Origin of the sequence: Motilimonas sp. 1_MG-2023 (genome assembly GCF_030547455.1) — a bacterium.
Taxonomy (GTDB): domain Bacteria; phylum Pseudomonadota; class Gammaproteobacteria; order Enterobacterales; family CBDFNC01; genus Motilimonas.
In genome coordinates, this window is the sequence record NZ_JAUOPX010000020.1 from 61,464 (window position 1) to 82,072 (window position 20,609).

Genomic DNA, 20,609 nt, shown 5'->3' on the forward strand with positions numbered 1-20,609 from the left:
TTGTTATTCTCTATTATTTTCTTGCACTTGGGCGCGCAACCTGAGGCTGTTCAACCTGATAATCAAAACCGCCTAACAGGGCAGCAAGATTGCTTTGGGTGATATTCAAGTCGGTGACTAATCGCGATTGTTCAAGGGATAGGGCGAGCTCAGCTCTGACCGCGCCGATGACGTCATTAAATTGTGCGGTGTTATTTTCATAACCGCGCTCAACCGCTTTCGTGGTGGCCTTGGCTTGTTTGAGCAAGGTGTTTTGATAGAGAGCAATGCGCTCATTGAGATTATGTTTGTCTACCAACAAAGCATTCACTTGGGCATTCATTTGCCGCAGCAGTTGATCGCGCTGCGCCTTGGCCGCGCCCAATTGGTATTGCGCCGCGGCGTGATTGCGGTCTTGCCGGTTGCCGGTGAATAAAGGTACATCGACCGTTAAATAAGCGCTGATTAAATCGGAGGCCGGTTTACCGCCCATGCCGTTGGCTTGGCGATTGGCATACATCACTTCAATACTAAACTCAGGTTTGTAGGCCTCGTTGGCGATAGCCACTTGGGTTTGATTACCTGCAATACTGGCTTTGGTTATGGCAATCATAGGGTGTTTTTCTAACAGCGAGTAATGTTCGTTATTGTGCTGATTACGTGACAATAACTCGTCAAGTTTAGGCCATTCTAGCTGGTTTGAAGTGGCCAGTGGGCGGCCGTCTTTAAGCCAATCTGCACCTAACCATTCAGAGAGCTGTGACATAATACGGCGCTGCATTTGTTGGTTAGCTTGCAGCTTTTCATCAAGTTGGCTGACTTGCAGTTGTGCTTGCAGTAAATCTTGCGTTTCACCTTTGCCAATGGCGTAGTTGGTATCAATAAAGCGCACCATTTCTACCATTAAGCTACGATTTTGCAGCAAAATTTGTTCAGCTTGCTGTTGATAACCTAGCTCTAGCCAAAGCTTGGTCATGGTATTGGCGATTTCTAATTCGCGTACACCCAGTTGCAGTTCAATGCTATCTGCTTGTTGATTCATCTTTTGTTGTTGTAGCGCGAGTGTATCGCCACGGCTAAATTGCTGCATAAAGCCAATGGCTATATTGGTCATCGGGTCGTCATCGAAACCTAAGGTATCAAGGGGGAGGCCGCCTACACCGATTTTTACTTTAGGGTCCATTAAGGTGGCACTGGCCATGCCAGTTTCGCGTATGGCTAGAGACTGGCTAAGTAATTGCTCACGGCTAAGATCACGTTCAAGCGCATATTCAATCAGTTGCTTTAGGCTAATTTGTGTTTCGCTCGCCCAAACATGGACGAAAAATACAGGGCTAGCAACGAATGCTAACGCTAACATCGTAAGTTTAATATTCACGATAAATTCCAATATTTAGTAAAAAATAGGATAAGAAAAGGCCAAGGCCTTAACAGAAACAGACTTTTTTACTTCGACATATTCGCACCGTAGGGGGGGGCTCAATATGCGTTGGAATTAGCTAATAGGGGGGCGATATAAAGAGGATGCACGAACGATAACTTGACCAGCGCTCTCAATGGCAACTTGGGTGCGATGAGGCTGGCGTACAATAAGCTGTTCGCTGGGGGTTAAGGGAAGCGCTAAACTAATACATACCGCAGGACAACAATCATTAGCGGCCATTTTACTGCAATGGTCGGCACTGCTAGTTGTCGTTGTAAGGGGAGCTGAGTTAGGCGTGCTCATCATTTGTTCATTACAATGAGGAGCCTTAGTCTTGGACATTTGCTCATGCCCGATGTCCACATCACCTGCTAAAGGCTGATGTACCATAACCGTATTATTGATTAAGCTAGTCATTTGCATATTCATCATTGCGGAACTGGAGGCACTGCCTGACATCACCAAGGCGGCGAGTGTGAGTAAGTTAATCCAAATTTTGTGAAAGCTGTTAAGCCGCATCACAATATCCCCAATAATTATACGCTTTGATTATAACCACTTTTTATAAGCAAAAGTCAATTATAAGGTTAAGCTTTGAGTTATTGATATAAAATAGTTTTTCTTATTTTAATTTAACCGAACTTGGTTGTTGCGCGAGATTCTGAGTAAATAACCAAGCCACAAAATCATCTTCAGACATAGGTTTAGCGTAGTAGTAGCCCTGGTAAATATGACAGCCTAATGCGGCCAACCGGTTTGATTGCGCTAGCGTTTCCACACCTTCGGCGATCACGCTAAGATGCATACTTCTGCCAATTGAAATGATCGATTCTGTAATAGGGGAATAATCGCTCGTGGCGAGCTCGTCGATAAAGGTTTTATCTATCTTGAGTAAATCGAGCGGCAGATCTCGCAAGTAGGCCATTGACGAGTAGCCTGTGCCAAAATCATCTAAGGCTATTTCTATGCCGAACTTACGCATTTGAGAGAGTTTTTGGATAGTATCAGGTATGTCTATCAGTAAGCCCGTTTCTGTTACTTCTAGCATGATAGAGCTTGGTTTAATGCCTTTATTTTTTACTGCATGGATAATGTCGTCAGCGAATGCGGGTAAGGCAAATTGCCAAGCTGATACGTTAACCGAAAGGTGTCCTTTAAAGGGAATAGAGTTTTCTTGCCATTGCTCTATACGATGCAAAGATTGGTTAAATACCCACTCGCCAATGCTGTGGATCAACCCAGTTTCCTCAGCTAAAGGAATAAATTTAGCGGGTGAGACAAAGCCAAAAGTGGGTGAAAACCAGCGTAGTAAGACCTCCGCACCAAACTGTGAGCCATCTTGCCTAACTTGAGGTTGAAAAAATAATGACAGCTCTTCGTTGGCAATAGCGTTTTTCAATGCTTGTTGCATTTTCATGCGCTCTTGCGCCACTTTTTCTAAGTTATGCTCGTATACCTGATAGCGTCCTCGGCCATTGCTTTTTGCTTTATATAAAGCCAGTTCGGCATGGCGTATGACATCGAGTGCAGTTTCATCGGTCTTAGGAAATAGACAAATACCAAAACTCGCTCCTATGTCTATTTTATGTTCGCCTATTTGCAACGGTTGATTGATTATTTTTTGCAGTTTATCGAGTGACACTTTGATCTGGCTGCCATATAAGCACAGGTGACGACTGATTAAGGCAAACTCATCGCCGCCTTGACGAGCAATGAAAAATTCATCAGAACAGTGCTCTGCTAGGCGTTTACCTATGTGGCGTAAGATGTCATCGCCAATATCATGGCCTAACACGTCGTTAATGGTTTTAAAGTGGTCTAGATCCATCACGATGAGCATGGCTTGCTCTTGGCTAGATTGTAGTTTGGCAATCTGCCCGTTCAAGTGTTCAAGTAGCAGGGCTCGGTTAGGCAAATGGGTGAGGTAATCCTCAAACGCCATTTTCCTAATATCGGCTTGTGCTTGGCTGCGTTGCATTTCGGCGCCTGCTCGCGATGAAAAAATATCCAAAATATCACGAAGTTGCATATCGTCGGGCATTTTTTCGTCATGCATTAATACAATCAGCCCTTTTGCTATGCCATGTTCGTCTTTGATCTTGGTGCAAATATAACTCTCAATTGCTCTTTCTTTAATTAGCGCATCATTTGGGAACAGTGTTTGGACTTGATCTGGGAAGCTGCATACATCGCATTGAGACAAATGGGTACAGGGTGAATGAGTGAGTTCATAATTAAAATTACTGACTACCTTGTCATTTTCTACTACAGAGCAAGTTCTAATGATATTTTTGTTTTGTTCTGAGAGAAAGCCGATAAAGCCATACTTGGCATTAAATAACTTGGCTAGGTTGGCGATCAGATCATGATAAAAGTCGTCACCTTGTGCGGAAGCAACGCCTCGAGCTATATGGCGAATTGCTTGTTGTTGTTGCTCTTGAGCGGTGACATCAGAGCAGGAGACGATGATTTTTTTCGCCTGATTATATTCACGAGTGATAAAAATTTTAAATGTTAAAATAGACTGCTTACGGTGCTCCGCAAAATAAGGTGTGCTGTATTCGTTAAGACTAACAGGAGGCAGGTGGATATTTTCTTTGTGGCTAATATCGGTAATTTCACCACGTTTTTTTGGGTAAAGCAGGCATAAAAAATCTAGAAAATTCACCCGCTCTACAGCTAGCTGACGGTGCCAGAAGTTATCACAAGCTTGATTACATTCAACGACGAAACCGTTTAAATCTAAAATCAATAAAGCAGAAGGAGATTGGTCGACGACTTGAGCCATCATATTGAGACTTTTTTGCGCAATTAAACGTTGACGACGTTCTGCGGTAAGCTTAACGGTTTGCGCGACAATGCGCTGGTTGGTTCTTCTGAAGTCAAGAGCAAGACTAAAGCTCATTAGCATCACTAAAATTACAAAGGCAAAGCCGACGGTGTAGAATATTTTTATCAAGCCCGCGTCGATCATGATGCCTATGATGGCAGAGCTTAGTTGAGCCAAAATATAAAGACTAAAGAAGATGGCAATTCGGGGTTCATTTTTTTTAAACAGCCTCCAGCTACGGTAAGCAACCCAGAGCAACAAAGCTTGGTAGAGGCCGTGCATTAGCTTACCCCAAGGTGAAATTTCGCCTCTTATCAAATTAATACTTTGCTGCCAAGGTAACACTATGTTGACGCGCTCAACTACCTGTTCAAACCTTATTGTGAGTGGCTGTTCATAGTTAATAAACATCATAAACAAACAAACTAACGTGATGATATTAAAAAATATTTTGTAGTTTTTTTGCTGCGTATAAATTGCAATAAAGATAAAGAATGAGGGCGTAAGAGCAAGCACAGAAAATACCTGCCAGCGTAATAGCTCAATGGCAGCGTAAGTGTCAGCTGCAATAAGATACTGAACCGAAAATACTTGATAGCTTGCTATGCATAAACATACCCAAGCAAAGTGAAGGAATAGCTTTTCTTTTTGCTTTAATAAGGCAACGAAGCCGCTAAAGCTGGCGGCAAAAATACAAATTCCTGCGGAAACATAATACAGAGCTTCTAACAAGAGCACTCCTAAATTCTAAGTTAGTATACTTTTGGCTTTCAGAAGTTAGTTTAGTCAAAAACAAATCATGTTGAGTTAAATGTTTATTTCGAGGTTAATTTTGCAAATACAATGACTCTAGGCATAATGCTGTCGAGATAGTCTAAGGAAGTACAGCGTTGGAACTTTTACACCTGCATTTTTTCGATAAACCATTACGTTTGGAGGGCTCTACCTCTGGTGAACAGAAGCTATTTTGGAATGAAGTATTAGTTTCTCAATCTCCAGCGATAGACGGTTCAAAGCGTCAATTCATTCATACTTTTCAATTGCAAAAAGCCGCAACAGACGAGGCAGAGCCGAGCTCGATAGATGCTATTGAGGTCAAATTAGAGATCGACTTAACTTGGCAGCCTTTTAGGTTAGTATATTGCCTAAGCCATAATGACGTGATTGACGCACAAGGCGAGCGCACTGAGCGCGATATCGAGCGTCAGCAAGTAAGCCAACCCATAGTGGTAGAGAGAAAGTGGAGCACGCTAGGGCTTATGTCCTTGGGCTTTAAGCTGTTTAAGAGTGCCAAGCTGATTAAGGTTGCGTTAGCTGGAGCCAGTTTAGCCGCTTACTCTTGGCTGTTTTCGCTGCAGTTTGCACTTGCGTTATTGGCTTGCTTAGTTTTTCATGAGTATGGCCATATTCGGGCCATGAAATATTTTGGTATGAAAACCAAAGGTATATACCTAATTCCGTTTTTAGGTGGGTTAGCGCTCAGTGATGAAAAAATTAATACCCGCTGGCAAGATGTGGTGATCTCCATCATGGGGCCATTTTTTGGCTTGATCATGTCTATTGCCTGCTTAGTTGCTTATTGGGTAACGGGAAATATCTTTTTTGCTGGCTTAGCGGCGTTTAATTCTTTATTGAATTTATTTAATTTGTTGCCTGTCTTACCCCTTGATGGTGGCCATATATTGAAAAGTATCAGCTTTTCGATGAACACTAAAGTTGGCCTGATTGCTTGTTTAGCGGGGGCGGGGTTAGGCGTTTGGGTAAGTTATTCTTTTGGTCTCGCGTTACTCGGCTTTTTGTTGCTGATTGGCTCAATAGAGATTTTGCTCGAATGGCGGATGCGTCATCAAAGTCATTTATTGCCCCTGAATCGCTATGCTCAAACCGTGTCGCTGGTTTGGTATGTGGCAACAGTTGCCGCCTTTGTTAGCATTATTTGGCATCTAGCGGGCACTGGTGATGCAATGTTGGGCTTGCCATTACAAATATTAAGTAGCTAAACAAAGCCGCTTTAAATCTACTTTAATACTAAGGTCGCTGTTGCTGGTGGCCCCATTACTTTTACAATTGGAAACTACCATGGCCATTGGCGCTACAATTATTAAAGCAAGATTACAACTTGCTAATATGGATACTCACCTTTACCAAGACTTTAATCTAACCTTGGCGCAGCACCCTTCAGAAAACGAACAACGATTGATGGTGCGTTTATTGGCATTTGCGTTAAATGCCAGTGATGAACTGATGTTTACTAAAGGCCTTTCATCTGACGATGAGCCTGAGCTGTGGGCTAAATCCATGACCGATGAAATAGATCTTTGGGTTGAGCTGGGCACACCGGAAGAGAAACGTTTGAAAAAAGCCTGCTCACGAGCTAAAAAAGTCGTGTTATATACTTATGGTGGCGGCACTGCAGATGTTTGGTGGAAGCAAAACCAAAAGCAAGCCAGCAAGTTGAGTAAGCTAACGGTGGTTAATTTACCATTGGAACAAACTCAAGAGTTGGCCGCTATGTGCCAAAAAAGTATGGATATTCAGGTTTCAATTCAAGATGGCGAAGTATTAGTCAGCTCTGAGCAAGGCAGTGTTGCGGTGACGCCGATTATCTTGCAATAGCCACAGCAAAGGAAACTAAGTCATGATTAAATTAGCGATCGTAGGTACAAATTGGATCTCCCGTCAGTTTGCAGAGGCCGCGCTACAGAGCCAGCAATTTACAATTAGCGCAGTCTACTCGCGCGATATTGCCCGTGCTCAAGACTTTGCTCAAGGTTTGGCATGTTCGCATTATTTTGATGATTTAAATGCGTTAGCAAATAGTGATGAGGTGGCCGCTGTTTATATAGCGAGCCCTAATTCGTTGCATTACGAGCAAGCTTTATTGCTGTTAAATCAGGGCAAGCATGTTATTTGTGAAAAGCCGATGGCGGCTAATCCGATACAAGTAGCGACGCTATTGGCTGCAGCAAAAGAGCATAACGTGGTGCTGTTTGAAGCCTTTATGACCCAGCATAGGCCGAATTTTTTTCAACTAAAGCAGCACATTGAGAAAATTGCCCCCCTGCGTCAAGTGCTACTCAGTTATTGTCAGTATTCATCGCGTTATCCTGCTTACTTAGCGGGGGATAATCCCAATACATTTAACCCCAATTTTGCCAATGGCTCTATTGTGGACATTGGCTATTACTGTGTTGCCACTGCTGTTGCGCTATTTGGTGCGCCGCGTCAGGTGTTGGCAAGTGCTTACTTGCTTCCTTCTGGGGTGGATGGCCAAGGCTGTGTCATTTTACAATATCCTGAGTTTGAAGTGATACTGCGCCATTCAAAGATCAGCGATTCTAAATTGGAAAGTGAGCTTCAAGGAGAGGGCGGCAGATTATTAATCAGCCACCCAGTGTCACTGTGCCAACAGGTGCAATGGGTCGATCAAGATGGCGCCGTGACTGATATTTCTTTAGTGCAGGCAGACAATCCAATGCGAGAAGAAGCATTGGCTTTTGCGCAGCAAGTTAAATCGGGTGCGATGGATCCTGTTATGTGTCAGCGCTCGCAGCAGGTTGCTGATATTTTGTATGAAGTGCGCCGTCAAACGGGGGTCGTGTTTCCAACAGATGAGGATTAACCTTAGTTAGGTCTTAGCCATTTCATACAGTTCGATACTGTGAGTATGGTTAAGACCGGCTTAAAAAATAGTATTTTCTTTGCTGGTTAAGGCATCTTCATTGGCTCCCAGTAAGGACATGAGTTGTTTTAATACTTGGTGCTTCTGATAGACCCAGCGGGTGTAGGTTAAGGGATACAAAATGAGCCCCGCGCGTTGAAATATTTTGTAGCGGCTTAAATGATAGTAATCTTGCGATTCTCCCGGATAGCCAATTAAATCTAAGGCAACGGTATTCTCACCATATTGGCAGACTAAATCTAATTCAGCGCCCGCAATGGGGTAGTTTTTCCAAGTATTGATACCGTTTATTGTCAATAAACGCGAAACCTCTGCCTGAAATGCATCAAAGTCACTGACATCATCTAGCGAGTAGCTTTGGTTACGTTCTATGCTATGGATGTACTCAAATAACAGCGATTGAGATGGCAATTTGTGTGGGCGAGTAGAGAGGAATATATATTGCTCATCACGCGCGCGCGTGATGGCTACATTAAACACGTCTTCACGATTCATGTAACGATATTGTTGCCCTGAGCTACTCTCATCGACACACATACTGATTAACATAATGTCACGCTCTTCCCCTTGGAAGCCATAGGCGGTTTCTATTTTTATTTTATGGCGCTCAATTTGGTCTGGGGAAAGATACTTACCAATTAATTTGGTGAGCAAAATGGTTTGTTCACGAAATGGCGATAGGATGCCAATGCTAGAAGTCAGCTCCATTTCTGTGAGGTTGTGGATCTTGTTACGCAAAAATTCTAATAAGGTGATGGCTTCTTGTTGGTTTTTGCCACTGTTATATTCGCCCTGACATTTAATGATACTGATTGGGTATTCACCTTGATTTCCGGGCTTATGGCGCATGATCTTGAGTTGACGGTGATAAAATTTACGGTTACTAAAATCAATCAGTGCACTTTTACTACGAAAGTGTTCATCTAACACCACAATAGCATGTTGATTTTGAATACGTCGATTAGCCAAATCTAACGCACTGACGTTGCGATAGTTAAATTCGTCAGTTTGGCTGGCTAAATCATATCGCGCCTGTAACTTATTTTGTTTCTTACTGGATAAAAAAGAGATAAATCTGAGCTGTTTATTATCGCCTACTATCACTAAGTGTTTAGCTCGATAGATAGCGGGTAATACACTGGCGATATCACATTGGCTCGCTTCATCAATGATCACTAAGTCAAACAACTCAGCTTTAAGGGGTAAGCTACGGTGCAAGTCACCTAAAGTTCCAAGCCAAACTGGCATAGCTTGCAGCAGGACACTGTAGTCAATTTTGTCAAAACTGGCCTCTTGCTGCGCTGAGTTATTGGCATTAATAGCTTCACGAAAGCTATTAAGCTGGCGACGATGATGGGTTAATACTTTGTGTAAGCGCTTGCGTCGACTTTCACTAATGTAGTGGCCTAAAGCCACATGGCGAATACGTTGTTGTTGAGTTATTTGGGCAAAGACATCGAATAAAATATCTTGATTCAAGGTGGCACGTTTTGCCCACCAAGCACTAAAGCGGTTTAAAAAATTGGCATTTTGCTGCACTTTCCAAGTCGACATTCCGTAACGAATGGCTTTTTTACAGCGCTTGGCAAACTGTCGCTCCAGTTTCTCCATTTTTAGCTTTTGTTTTTGCAGGCTATCGAGTGGTGTATGGGTTTCATTTTGCTGCGTTAGGTAACCACTTAACAAATCTTTTAAGTAGCGTTTTAATTTTTTATGGTAGCTAGCGTTACCGACGCGTACCACAAAGTCTTGCTGACCTAACATAGATTCAATTTTATCGCCAACAATGTTGACACTTTCATTATTTTGACCCACCACAAGAACCGATTCGCCTTGTAAATAACGCTCAAGTGCGAGACAAGCTATTGTGTATGACTTGCCTGTTCCTGGCGGCCCGATTATTTGACTAACAGTATGGCGCGAGGCGTTATATAGCGCATCACGTTGAGCTTTACTGAGTACCGCGGGAATATTATCTGGCATGGCAGGCGCAAGCTGAGGGGTTGGGCGCAGATCGTCAGGGGGTTGTGGCCCATATTTATCGTTAGGCCTGTTTTGCTCGTTGTCGTTACTTTTCTCACCAAGCAAAAATTGCGTCACAGAGTTGGGCATATATGAGGCCACGGCCATGGCTTTTAAGTCATGGAGTATCCCTCTAGAGGCGACCGAGTAGTTGATTAAAGTAACAGCAGAGGCGGCGATTAAGCTAAACTGGTCGGTTTTTATTTGAGTTTGTTTAGCCTCAATTTGCTCCGCCGTGGCCAACTTTGGATAATGATAAAGCTCTAAACAGTTTATGTTATTACTTAATGAGCTGATCCAGTGGCTTAGTTTTGCAACATCGCGTTCGGTAATATCTTTATTAATAAACTCAGGCTCTGAGCTTTGACTCGATTCCGCTAAGATCCAGCGTAATAAAGGCCAATTAACAATAGGCTTGCTCTTTTCAATGGTGAGGTAATATTCGTTGTTTTCCACGCTCACTTGTGCTTGATAATAGAGCAGGGGGGCGCAAACCGTGCGTTTGCCTGGGTAGCTGGGGGGCAATTTTCCGAGTAAAAAAAAGCTACCGTAGAGTAATGTCTTTTCGCGTTTGTATAGGGTTTGCGATTGATATAAACCTTCACCATAACTGCGTGGCAGTGGATAACGTGGCAGCTCACCTGATATTAACGACTCTCTACCTTGAATAAACCGCGTCGATTCGCAATTTCGATGGAATACATTGAACAGAGTTAAATCTCGATTATCAGCTTGATAACAAGCACGATAATATCGAATGAGATTGCGACAACTCCGGTCTAACATAAAATTCCCTGAAATAATGAACTGTGCTGATGCATCAACAGGACATTCTGCAATGCTAGGCAAAAAATTTAAAGCTGCTAAATAGCAAAATTTGAACTGGGCGAAGAGAGATACTCTTCGCCGCGTAACATATCAAGTTAACTTAGGAGGGAAAACCGGAATTCTATTAATTATTGTTTAGAAATTGAATTCGCTAGGTTAGAAGAGGCATTAGCCCAACTTGGTCCATAACCGCTCAAACTCATAACTAAAAGCTTGTACTAACTTAGGGTTATCGGTAGTAGCGATATTCTCTTGGTTAAATTTTGAGGCACTTCGGGTCCAGTTAAAGCTGCCGTTTAACAGAATTTTCTTGTCAAATAAGGCAAACTTGTTGTGCATATGATGCTCAGTGCGATCGACCACTACTGGAATACCGGCTTCATCAAGTTGATAGACATCTGACCCTTTGTCGTTGCGCTTATCATTATCCGAGATGATACGCACATTAATACCGCGTTGGTGGGCCTTAAGTAAGGCGGCGGTAATCTCATTACATGAGATAGTAAAGACACAAACATCAATACTATGGCGTGCTTGGTTACACAAGCTAACAATGCGGTTTAAGCAATCGTTACCTGGGCTAAAACAAGCGTCGGCGACGATGCTAGGCTGCTGGCTATTTTTGTCTAAGGTTTTGACCACATTCTCTAGCCATTTGATGGCGCGAAACTGTGCTTCGTTAAAATCACCTTGCTCTAACAGAACCGCAAAAGCTTTATTACGGATAAAACTAATTTTATCGGGCTGATTTTGCAGTTCTTGGGTTAATTCCGCTAATTGATTTTTCTCACTTTGATCAAGTTTATTGTCGGCCAAGCTGTCAATTAACGCTTGTTCTATCTCTTGTTGATTCATTCTTATTTACCTTGTTCGTGTTTGGGCTTTTTGCTAATACTCACCTGAGTTTTACCTGTTTCAGTGGTGGTACGCTTAAAGCGATAGCGAGTTTGACTTAAGGTATCGTTAATGCCGGTTAAGTTGGCATTAATATCAAGTAATTGCGATACCGCTTTGAGAGTCATGTCGCCATCACCGCCTAAGGTTTTATGTTTAATAAAATCGGCTTTTATTTGCTGCCAGCGTTGAACTTGCTCGGCAGTCATGTTGCCACGTAACTCGGCTAATTTAAGTAAGTTTTCTTCGGCTCCTGCGGCGAGCATTTGCGCTTCGCCTAAATAGTGGTCTTCAATCAGTTGCATCAGTTCATTGTCATTCATCACCGATGAGACCTTTTCCGCCATTTTATTCATGTTACGGTAACTACCTTGTAACTTGAACGGTGGCTCTTGGCGGTATTTATCAGCTTGCGCAGCAGAGGCGATATAACTTTGGTTTACCGACAAAACAACTTCTTGAATACGTAGCAACTTGGCCAATACGCCAGTGATTTCATTGAGCTCAGCGCCACTGTAACCGTGCTCTAGCTCACTGCTATCGACTTGGTTGCCTTGGGCCATGTTCACTAGTTTATAAATATCTTGCTGTGAACGCGTAGCCAACGGTGCCAGTACTGGGTTTGAGGTCATGGCATTTTCCAAGTAACTCAAAGCAAATGCTTCGTCCATGCCACCTAAAATATCGCCTAGGTTATAAATATCGGCGCGGTTAGCCAGCATGTCTGGAATTTGGAATGCTTCACCTGATTCGGTGTAAGGGTTACCTGCCATGATGACGCAGAATTTTTTACCGCGTAAATCATAGGTTTTCGGTTTTCCTTGCCAGATACCTTCAATACGGCGAGTACCATCACACAGCGAAATGAACTTTTGTAGGAACTCTGGGTTGGTGTGCTGAATATCATCAAGATACAGCATCACGTTGCTACCCATTTCTAGACCTAAGTTAAGTTTAATCAGCTCTGCTTTTGCCGTCGCGTTCGGTGCTTGTGCAGGGTCGAGAGAGTCAACTTCATGACCAATTGATGGACAGTTGATCTTCATAAAGATCAAGCCTAAGCGACTGGCAATGTACTCCATCAAGGTGGTTTTACCGTAACCCGGCGGTGAAATGAGCATTAATAAGCCCATCAAGTCGGTACGCTTGGTGTCGCCCACAGTGCCCATTTGCTTGGCGAGGTTATCACCAATAATAGGTAGGTAAGCGTCGTTGATCAGTTTGTTGCGAACAAAAGAAGACAACGGACGCGCTTTAAATTCAGAAAGGCGTAATTGTGCTTTCTGATTTTGCGTTACCTGGCTGCGTACTTGTAAAAATTCATTATAACCGGGCAAGACAACCTGCTGATGGTGCTCAAGGCGCTGCAAAAAGTTATCAAGTGATAAGTTTAAGCTGCGATCTTTGATCCGCGTATGTTGTCCCATTAAGCCGCTAACCGTGAAATCAAGATTGATATCTAATACGCGACGGCTAACTCTACCTTCACCATTGATGAGGGCAATAGCTTCCGGGATGTAGCCTTGGTATGGCTGCATTTTCTTGTTGCTGACTAAGGCTTGTAACCAAGCTTGGGTGAGTGCCCAGCGTTGTCCTATTTGTCCTTTGAGTTTCTCTAAGGTGTGCTGATAAGAGTTCCACGATGCCGTATCCATGGCGCGTTTCAGCTCATCTGCTAGATGGGTGGCGTATTTGCTACTGGAGAAAACCACAGGCTCTTTGGCGAGCTCTTGCACTAAATAGCGCGAAGCTAAGTCAATCGCGGTGTCATCAACCGGTAATTCAAACTGCTGAGCAAATGCTTGCTGCGCTTGTTTTATTTCACGCTCAAGTAGTTGCTTGGCATCGCTGGAGCCAAACAAGGCTTCCATGCGCAGCGCTGATTTAGCGCGCTCAACCCAAGTTTGTTGCTGCGGCTCTTGTTGGTTGTTGGCCCAATAAATCGCGGCAAAACCACGGCTGAGTGGTGGATACTTGAGCACATCTGCACCAGTTAGAGCCGGTAATAATTGCGCCAAGATCAAACTCGCATCATGATCATGAATACCCCGCTCGTAACCCTCTTTATAGCGCGGTGCGGCAAAATCTTTAACCAGCTGGCTAAGTTGTTGCTCATCGGTTTGTGCCAATCTTAGGGCTTCTAACGTTAGCCCATTTTCGTTGCGCTCAGCAGCATCTAAAATTTGCTTAACGAGGTATTCGGCGCGATAAACATCGGCGGTTTCTGATTCAATTTCTTGTGGCCAAAAGGGTTTAAGGCGGTTTAGTGCTTGATCATCAGCAACGTCAAAGTAGTCGGTGCCGGTTAAGTGAAACACCAGTTTGTCGTCTTTTGGTAATAAGGTGAGGTCTAACTCTTGAGTGTTTACGGTAAACTTATGACGCGGCCCCAATTTGATAACGTTACCACCGTCCTCAAATATTTCCGACTTATCGCGTAATGAGCGTACGGCTTGATCTTTGCTATTTTTAAATTTGGCTTCAACATCATCGGCTTTGACCGAATCATCGAGATCTCTAAGCTGGGATACTAAATCATAAATCTTAAGCGCTAAGGCATCGGAAGCAAAAAAAGTATTAAGCTCGTCAAGCTCGGTAAATTTTTGTACTCGGCGTGTAATACTGGCCAGAATTCGCTCGGCAGCATCTTTTAGGGAGCTGGCTTTGCGTTGGCGGGTTTCCACCATACGCTGGCGGTGCGCTTCAAAGCTTTCGATAACCTCTTCACGTTTGGTCAGAATATCGGTGAGAAACTCTTCTTGCTCACTAAACTGGCTTTCCAGCTCTTCTAACTGCACCAGTAAACGAGACAATTGTTCATCGGCTTTTTCTGGGGTATTAGCTAAGCCTAAAGCGTTGGTAATACTTTGGCTAAATAGCTTAAATTGCGCTGAAAATTGCGCTAAGGATTCGGCACTGCCTAAGCTGCTTTTTTTATGCTTAGCGCTGGCTTTAGTTTGATTTAAACGGCCATAAATTTCTGAAATGGTGTCGATGATGCGGGTGCGCACCGTGGCATCGTTAACTTTCAAGGTTGCCATTAACTCGGACAGTAAATCGAGCCCTGAAGCCATTAACTCCAGTTTTTCGGCAACTGGCTCAAGCTCGGCGACGGAAACGACACTCTCTAACTCGTGATTAAGTTGATCTAATTTATCGTTATAAGGTGCTAATGAGGCGTCTTTAGCCAAGAAATCAACGGTCTTTTGGCTTAACTTCGCTTCTTCTTGCTCGAGCTTTGTGCCCATCTCGGCAATTTTTTGCTCATCCATGTAGCGCATGGATTTAATGGTTAGTAAATGCCCTTTTTGTTTGCGTAGTGAATCTAATCCGCCAACAAACAGCTCAGGTGTTTGCCAAGAGTCAGGTGTTAACGCGCTAATAATGCGAGCTTGCTTTTGCTGGGCTTGTTGTAGCGCTTGTTGCGCTTGCTGACGGATGGTTTCAACTTTTTCAAACTCATCCAAAACCAGCTCGGACGTTTCTGATATTTGTCGTAGTAACGGATCAATTCCGTTTACTTGGGGGGCGTTCATCCAGTGATAGCTATCAAACATGCGGTTAACATTTTTGATTAGCTCGCCATAAAGCTTAATAGACACCGCTTGGTTATTAATGGCTTTCACTGTACTAAATAGCTCAGAAATACCGCGGACTAATTCAGCATTACCTATTTTGCCAAAAAAGCTTTGCTTACTGGGTTGAGTGCTGGCGTAAAAATCACTGCAATAAGGCGTTTGCCAAATTTGCATTGGGTGCACGCGTGTTGGCTCGTCTTCAGCATAAAACAGTACCACACGACCATCGGCGAGGGCGGCGTAGCCGTGGCCGAATAGTGGGTTTTCCAATGATTTATTGATCAGATTGTAAGAGTATAAGGCGACTTTACCTTCAACGGGTTCATAAAATACATACAGCACATCTTCGCCATTGGGGCTTTTGATGGTTCGCTTATATTCAAGACCAGTGATGTCATCATCAAAGGTTTTGTATTCGCCATTTTGTAAATAATAACCACCGGGGAAAATAATGCCGTGGTTTTCAGGTAGCTGAATGCAGGCGTGGCCAATATTATCAATGCGTACCACGGTTTCGGTATTGCGGTTGTAAACTAAATAACGCCAAGTTTCTTCGCGATAGGGCAATATTTTCAATAAGATCAATGAACCAACTTCGGCATAGCAAAAGCGCGCATCATCCAGTGATTGGTTATCATCAACCACATCTTCGGCGTAAATACCAAGGCCTGAATTAGTGTTGTTTTCGATCTTGATGGTTAAGTCACCTTGGGTGGTTTCCACAAACAAGGTGTCTAAAATATTCATGTGCGGGAAGCGTCCCGCCACTTCATTTTCACGAGTACACTCACGCCATTCAAAATCATATTGATTAGGAGGGAGAAGATCGCGTTCGCCGCGATTATCAATATACTCGATGGTTTGGCCATCGCTGCTAATACTCCAACGGAATACTCGTACGTCAGACAGCTTTAAACCAATTTGAAAACTGGCCAGTAACTTGCCATCACGCACCGCCAGGCGCAGTAGACGGGCTTCTTTGTAATAGGTGTAAAGCTCGGTGAAATCTTGCTCAAAGCGTCCGTTATCTAAGAAACTGCCAGCCATGGGTTCGGCATGCATCTCATAACCAGCTTCGGTTTGATTTAATTTATACAGGCCAAATACATCCGAAATTTTAATTTCTTGTTTCAGGCCGATAAAAACGTTGTAGCCAAATAACAGGTAATCGCCCGCACACACGATATCACGTGCTTGGCAGTTATTTTCGGTTCTGACTCTGACTCGCCCCAGCACATGCATGTCTTCACGGCCAAATTCTTCTAGGCGTGCTTGGTTGAGTTGCTGGGTTTTTTGTTCAAGCTCTGCGCCTTGCTGATTAAGGCGCGCTCGAATAACTTGGTAAGCTCCGCCTTGGGCGACGGCGGCTAAATCTTGTTCATTTTCTGCAACAGTTTGATCCGACATCATGCATCCTTTTCAAATACTAGGTGTAAAAACCGGCTCAATCGAGCCGGTTTGTAAACAATGACGTGGTTAAACGTTATGCTTCAGTGGACTCTGTTGTCGGTTTTTTCGCTTTGGTTTTTTCGTTCAATAAGCCACCTAGTACATCAGATGAGTCTTTCGCTGGCTGTTGCGCAGTTTCTTCATTACCAATGAATTTGTTTAGTAGCGCGGCTACCGATGGGCTTTTACCCACTAAGCCGTTGATAGATTTGCCTACCGTAAGCGCTTTGCTGAGTGAGTTAAAGTAGTCACCTTGACCACCAACAATATCAATGTTGGCTTTTTCAAGAGCAGAAGACAGTACATTCGCTTGTTGTACGGCAATGTCTTTGTTAACCGAAATCGCTTCCATTGCTTGCTCGAAGTCTTTCTCTAGCTGCATACGGAACTCTTCATGCTCACGTGCATCTTTTGACATCGTAGCCATGGCGCTGAACTTCTCAACCAAGCCTTGTGCTTCGGCGTGGAATTTCGCGCTAAGCACGTCGGCTTCGGCCATACCTTGTTCTTTATCACCTTTGGCTTGAGCAGACAGTTTCATTGCTAATACGTCAGCTTCAGCTGTACCCAATTCGCGTGAAGCAAGGGCTTTAGCCAAGCCAATGTCTTTATCACCTTTAGCTTGAGCAGACAGTTTCTCTGCCAGTACCGCCGCTTGTGAAAGGCCGATATCTTTATCACCTTGGGCTTGAGCGGTGAGTTTCTCAGCCAGAACCTTCGCTTCTGCTAGACCATCTTTTTCTTTCGCGCTGGCGTTCGCTTCTAGTACGCGGGCTTTAGATAGGCCAATTTGCTCATCACCTTGTGCTTTAGCAATTAAGGTTTCTTGTTCAATTCTCGCCTTCGCTAAGCCTTCTTTTTCTAGGGCATCGGCAAGGGCTTCTTTCACCCGTGCTTCTGCTAGACCTGGTGCTGATTGCTCAGCCTCAATGCCTTCTGCAAGTTTCTTCATTGCATCAGCATTTTTCGCTGATGCTTCCAGATCAGCTTGGGCCATGGTGATGATTTTTTGCGCTTCGTGTTTCGCTTTGATTTCATCTGCTTCAGCTTGTTTCACTTGTTTAACAAGCTCTTCTTGTGCTTCGGCTTCAGCATTTAGGATCACCACTTGGCGATTACGATCGGCCTCTGAAACTTCACGAACTTCTTTGATTCGCTCTTCTTCTTCCGCCACGGTTTTTTCTACCGCAATGCGCTCACGAACCACGTTAGCGATTTCTTTTTTCTCAACTTCTAGAGCGCGTTCTTTCTCAATGGTTTGCAGCGCTACTTCTCGTTCACGAGAAACGACTTCTAGGTCTTTCGCGCGTTGTACCCGTTCTTGCTCAACGCCAATGGCGCGTTCGCGGTTTTGTTGTGCTACTTCAATTTCACGTAGCTTGTTTTCTTCTTGAATAGAAATTTCTTGTTCTGTTGTAATGCGAGCTGATTCCGCTTTTAAGCGCTCTTCCTCGCTAACACGCATTTGTTCTGATTGTTCACGCGCTTGAATGTTAGCTACTTCGCGCTCTTGTTTCGCACGGGCTTCTTTTTCTTGGCGATCTAGTGATAGCAAGTGCTCGATGGTTTCAACGTTTTTCTTCTTAATCGCACGCTCTTCATCGCGAATAAATTCGTTGGTTTTTACATTTTCTCTTGAAGTCACTTCTGTGATTTTACGAATACCTTCAGAGTCCATGATGTTGTTTGGATCCAATGCCGATTTTGGCGTTTGTTCCAGATAGTCGATTGCCACGTCTTCAAGGGCGTAACCGTTTAAGTCATTGCCGATGGTTTTTACTATTTCATCGCGGAAAAATGCTCGCTCTTCAAATAGTTGTAAAAACTCCATCTTTTTACCCACGCTTTTTAGCGCTTCAGAGAATTTGGCATTAAATAGATCATTTACGGCATCTTTATCTGAGGCGCGATCGGCGCCAATCGATTTAGCCACTTTCAAAACGTCTTCAGCGGTTTCATTTACACGCAAATAGAATGCAACTGTGATGTCGGCGCGCATATTATCCAAACAAATTAGGCCGTCTTTACCGCGACGGTCAATTTCTAAGGTAATTAATGAGATGCGCATTTTTTCCATTTTGTGGATAACTGGAATGACTAAGGCTCCAGTGAAGCGAACCTTTGGCACGGCTTGAGTGGTGTTAACAATCAGTGCAGTACCTTGTGGCACCTTAATGTAGAAGGCTTTAACAAGCATTGCCATGGCCAGTAGGCCGATGAATGCAATGCCAACAATGATCAGAATAGTTGTTATGTCTAACATATTTTGTCCCTAAAAATAATTACGAATGAGGGGTTACGTGGTAAATGTCTTGCTCTGCTTGGTATTCCACCAACAAAACAGTATCGCCACGATTAAGTTGGTTAGGTTGTTGTGCTCTTATTTTTATAATGATACCGGCTGCGCCATTGTTAAAATTGGCTTCACCAAAGGTATCGGTCACTGTGTTGCTGCGGATTACCGCGGTTTGACCAACAAGATCTTTTTTGCTTAAGACTTCTTGATCGCGAAAAACTTTCCTTAAGGGCTTTACACATTGGCAGGCAATGAGGTCGCCGAGCAGAAGGCTAATGAGCATTACTGCCAAGCCAACTCCCAATTGAGCGAGTAAAGGAAGCTCCCATTGATTCATTTGATTTTGCATTATCATGCTAACTATCCACGAAAAATAAAATAGTAATGACAATGCAATGGTGGCAGGCACGCCATCCAATTTTAGCTTGGCCAGTATGCCAGTCATGTCTAAAAATGAGTCGTCGACGTCAATATCAAGCATTTCAATTTCGGTCATGCCTATCATGGTGGCTAACCAATATAAGGTAAACAAAATAACAAAGCCGGTATAAATGGCAGTTGGCAAACTAAATGCAAGATTGAAAAACATGCTCATTGTGTCTATTTCCTACCTAATGATTAGCATTTTTATTGTTATTTGATTATCAAGGCAATATTAAACGCTTGTTTATATCAGTATTAAAAAGCCAGCGCAATTATGTGTTTGACTATTTTTTGCCATCTTGGGTTAACCTCGATCTATGACTCATTTTTGCGTCATCACTTTTTAGAATCGGGCCTGAAAAAATAGTCAAGTAAACTCAATAAACTCTAATTAACGAAAGTTAATCTTCTAAACACCGGATGTTTACCAATGGGGTTATATGATAGCCACAAGTTTTAGGCAGTTACCTTGTTTTATTGTTAGTTCGCTCTTTGTTAATTGCTCAATGTTATTGATTAATTTACAGCTAGAAGTCAGATTAGCAAAAGATAAAAGGGAGCAATATGAAGTCTTATTTTCAAACTATTCGTTCACAAGCAGGAGCTAATGCACCTGTTAATGGTTTTCCGGCAGTGCTACGAGCGTTTATTCTCGTGTCATTTTTTCTGTTAGCACTGCCACTTCTTTTTATACTGTTGGCGCTGCAGCTAGTGATAGGGGTCGGTTTATTTATTGCCGCAATGGTGATGAAAAATCGGCAGCATCATCAAGCTGAAAGCTGGAGTAATGGTGAGAAGGTTATTAACCCTCTCTAGTTAATTGTGCAGTGTGTATTGAGTGTTTTAGTTTTAATGTGTTCCATGTTCCACTTGTTCCATCCGTAAATTGTGTTTCTATTGTGCTTGTCACCATCCCTTTGCCCAACCTTGCGTTGGGCTTTTTTTGTCGTTATTAATCGGGTGGTTTATTGTGCTTATACTCAAATAATGCCCTTTGCCCAACCTTGTGTTGGGCTTTTTTTTGTTGTTATTGGTCGGGTGGTTTATTGTGCTTATACTCAAATAATGCCCTTTGCCCAACCTTGCGTTGGGCTTTTTTTTGTCGTTATTAATCGGGGGGGGTTATTGTGCTTATACTCAAATAATGCCCTTTGCCCAACCTTGCGTTGGGCTTTTTTTTGTTGTTATTGGTCGGGTGGTTTATT

Annotated in this window: 12 protein-coding genes; 4 read left to right on the forward strand and 8 right to left on the reverse strand. The window is 43.3% G+C overall.

Annotated elements, in window-relative coordinates:
- Positions 1-13: 13 nt before the first annotated feature.
- From Q4519_RS12085 to Q4519_RS12095, 3 genes are all read right to left on the reverse strand, one after another.
- Complete coding sequence (locus Q4519_RS12085; protein ID WP_303512509.1) at positions 14-1,357, reverse strand: TolC family protein; 1,344 nt, start codon at positions 1,355-1,357, stop codon at positions 14-16.
- A gap of 117 nt (positions 1,358-1,474) precedes the next feature.
- Positions 1,475-1,921, reverse strand: a complete 447-nt coding sequence (locus Q4519_RS12090) for a hypothetical protein (RefSeq protein ID WP_303512511.1) — start codon at positions 1,919-1,921, stop codon at positions 1,475-1,477.
- A gap of 103 nt (positions 1,922-2,024) precedes the next feature.
- On the reverse strand, positions 2,025-4,964 hold the full coding sequence (locus Q4519_RS12095) for an EAL domain-containing protein (RefSeq protein WP_303512514.1): 2,940 nt from the start codon (positions 4,962-4,964) through the stop codon (positions 2,025-2,027).
- Positions 4,965-5,122: 158 nt separating this feature from the next.
- Here Q4519_RS12095 and Q4519_RS12100 point away from each other — a divergent pair, with 158 nt between their 5' ends.
- The 3 genes from Q4519_RS12100 to Q4519_RS12110 all read left to right on the forward strand — a co-directional run bounded on the left by Q4519_RS12100 (position 5,123) and on the right by Q4519_RS12110 (position 7,854).
- Positions 5,123-6,232: a site-2 protease family protein gene (locus Q4519_RS12100; protein WP_303512518.1), complete on the forward strand. Its 1,110-nt coding sequence runs from the start codon at positions 5,123-5,125 to the stop codon at positions 6,230-6,232.
- Positions 6,233-6,311: 79 nt separating this feature from the next.
- A complete protein-coding gene (locus tag Q4519_RS12105) occupies positions 6,312-6,848 on the forward strand; it encodes a YaeQ family protein (protein ID WP_232802845.1) in 537 nt (178 codons plus the stop codon).
- A gap of 22 nt (positions 6,849-6,870) precedes the next feature.
- Complete coding sequence (locus Q4519_RS12110; protein WP_303512521.1) at positions 6,871-7,854, forward strand: Gfo/Idh/MocA family protein; 984 nt, start codon at positions 6,871-6,873, stop codon at positions 7,852-7,854.
- 60 nt (positions 7,855-7,914) lie between these two features.
- Here the strand turns inward: Q4519_RS12110 and Q4519_RS12115 are convergent, their stop codons facing one another.
- From Q4519_RS12115 to Q4519_RS12135, 5 genes are all read right to left on the reverse strand, one after another.
- Positions 7,915-10,722, reverse strand: coding sequence for an AAA domain-containing protein (locus Q4519_RS12115; RefSeq protein WP_303512523.1), 2,808 nt, complete (start codon positions 10,720-10,722; stop codon positions 7,915-7,917).
- A gap of 210 nt (positions 10,723-10,932) precedes the next feature.
- The gene (locus Q4519_RS12120; RefSeq protein ID WP_232802848.1) at positions 10,933-11,619 is read right to left on the reverse strand and encodes a phospholipase D-like domain-containing protein; all 687 of its coding nucleotides are present in this window, start codon (positions 11,617-11,619) and stop codon (positions 10,933-10,935) included.
- Between the two features lie 2 nt (positions 11,620-11,621).
- Complete coding sequence (locus Q4519_RS12125) at positions 11,622-16,643, reverse strand: DNA repair ATPase (RefSeq protein WP_303512528.1); 5,022 nt, start codon at positions 16,641-16,643, stop codon at positions 11,622-11,624.
- 76 nt (positions 16,644-16,719) lie between these two features.
- Positions 16,720-18,948 (reverse strand): hypothetical protein, encoded by a 2,229-nt coding sequence (locus Q4519_RS12130; RefSeq protein ID WP_232802850.1) that lies wholly within the window; start codon positions 18,946-18,948, stop codon positions 16,720-16,722.
- A 19-nt stretch (positions 18,949-18,967) separates the two neighbouring features.
- On the reverse strand, positions 18,968-19,576 hold the full coding sequence (locus tag Q4519_RS12135; RefSeq protein ID WP_232802851.1) for an OB-fold-containig protein: 609 nt from the start codon (positions 19,574-19,576) through the stop codon (positions 18,968-18,970).
- Between the two features lie 392 nt (positions 19,577-19,968).
- Here Q4519_RS12135 and Q4519_RS12140 point away from each other — a divergent pair, with 392 nt between their 5' ends.
- Positions 19,969-20,220 (forward strand): hypothetical protein, encoded by a 252-nt coding sequence (locus Q4519_RS12140; protein WP_232802852.1) that lies wholly within the window; start codon positions 19,969-19,971, stop codon positions 20,218-20,220.
- Positions 20,221-20,609 lie beyond the last annotated feature (389 nt).

Excerpts from the sequence above, each read along its gene's own strand:
- Q4519_RS12125 (WP_303512528.1), bottom strand. The coding sequence starts at position 16,643 with ATGTCGGATCAAACTGTTGCAGAAAATGAACAAGATTTAGCCGCCGTC.
- Q4519_RS12135 (WP_232802851.1), bottom strand. The coding sequence starts at position 19,576 with ATGAGCATGTTTTTCAATCTTGCATTTAGTTTGCCAACTGCCATTTAT.
- Q4519_RS12115 (WP_303512523.1), bottom strand. The coding sequence starts at position 10,722 with ATGTTAGACCGGAGTTGTCGCAATCTCATTCGATATTATCGTGCTTGT.
- Q4519_RS12090 (WP_303512511.1), bottom strand. The coding sequence starts at position 1,921 with ATGCGGCTTAACAGCTTTCACAAAATTTGGATTAACTTACTCACACTC.
- Q4519_RS12130 (WP_232802850.1), bottom strand. The coding sequence starts at position 18,948 with ATGTTAGACATAACAACTATTCTGATCATTGTTGGCATTGCATTCATC.
- Q4519_RS12120 (WP_232802848.1), bottom strand. The coding sequence starts at position 11,619 with ATGAATCAACAAGAGATAGAACAAGCGTTAATTGACAGCTTGGCCGAC.
- Q4519_RS12110 (WP_303512521.1), top strand. The coding sequence starts at position 6,871 with ATGATTAAATTAGCGATCGTAGGTACAAATTGGATCTCCCGTCAGTTT.
- Q4519_RS12140 (WP_232802852.1), top strand. The coding sequence starts at position 19,969 with ATGAAGTCTTATTTTCAAACTATTCGTTCACAAGCAGGAGCTAATGCA.
- Q4519_RS12105 (WP_232802845.1), top strand. The coding sequence starts at position 6,312 with ATGGCCATTGGCGCTACAATTATTAAAGCAAGATTACAACTTGCTAAT.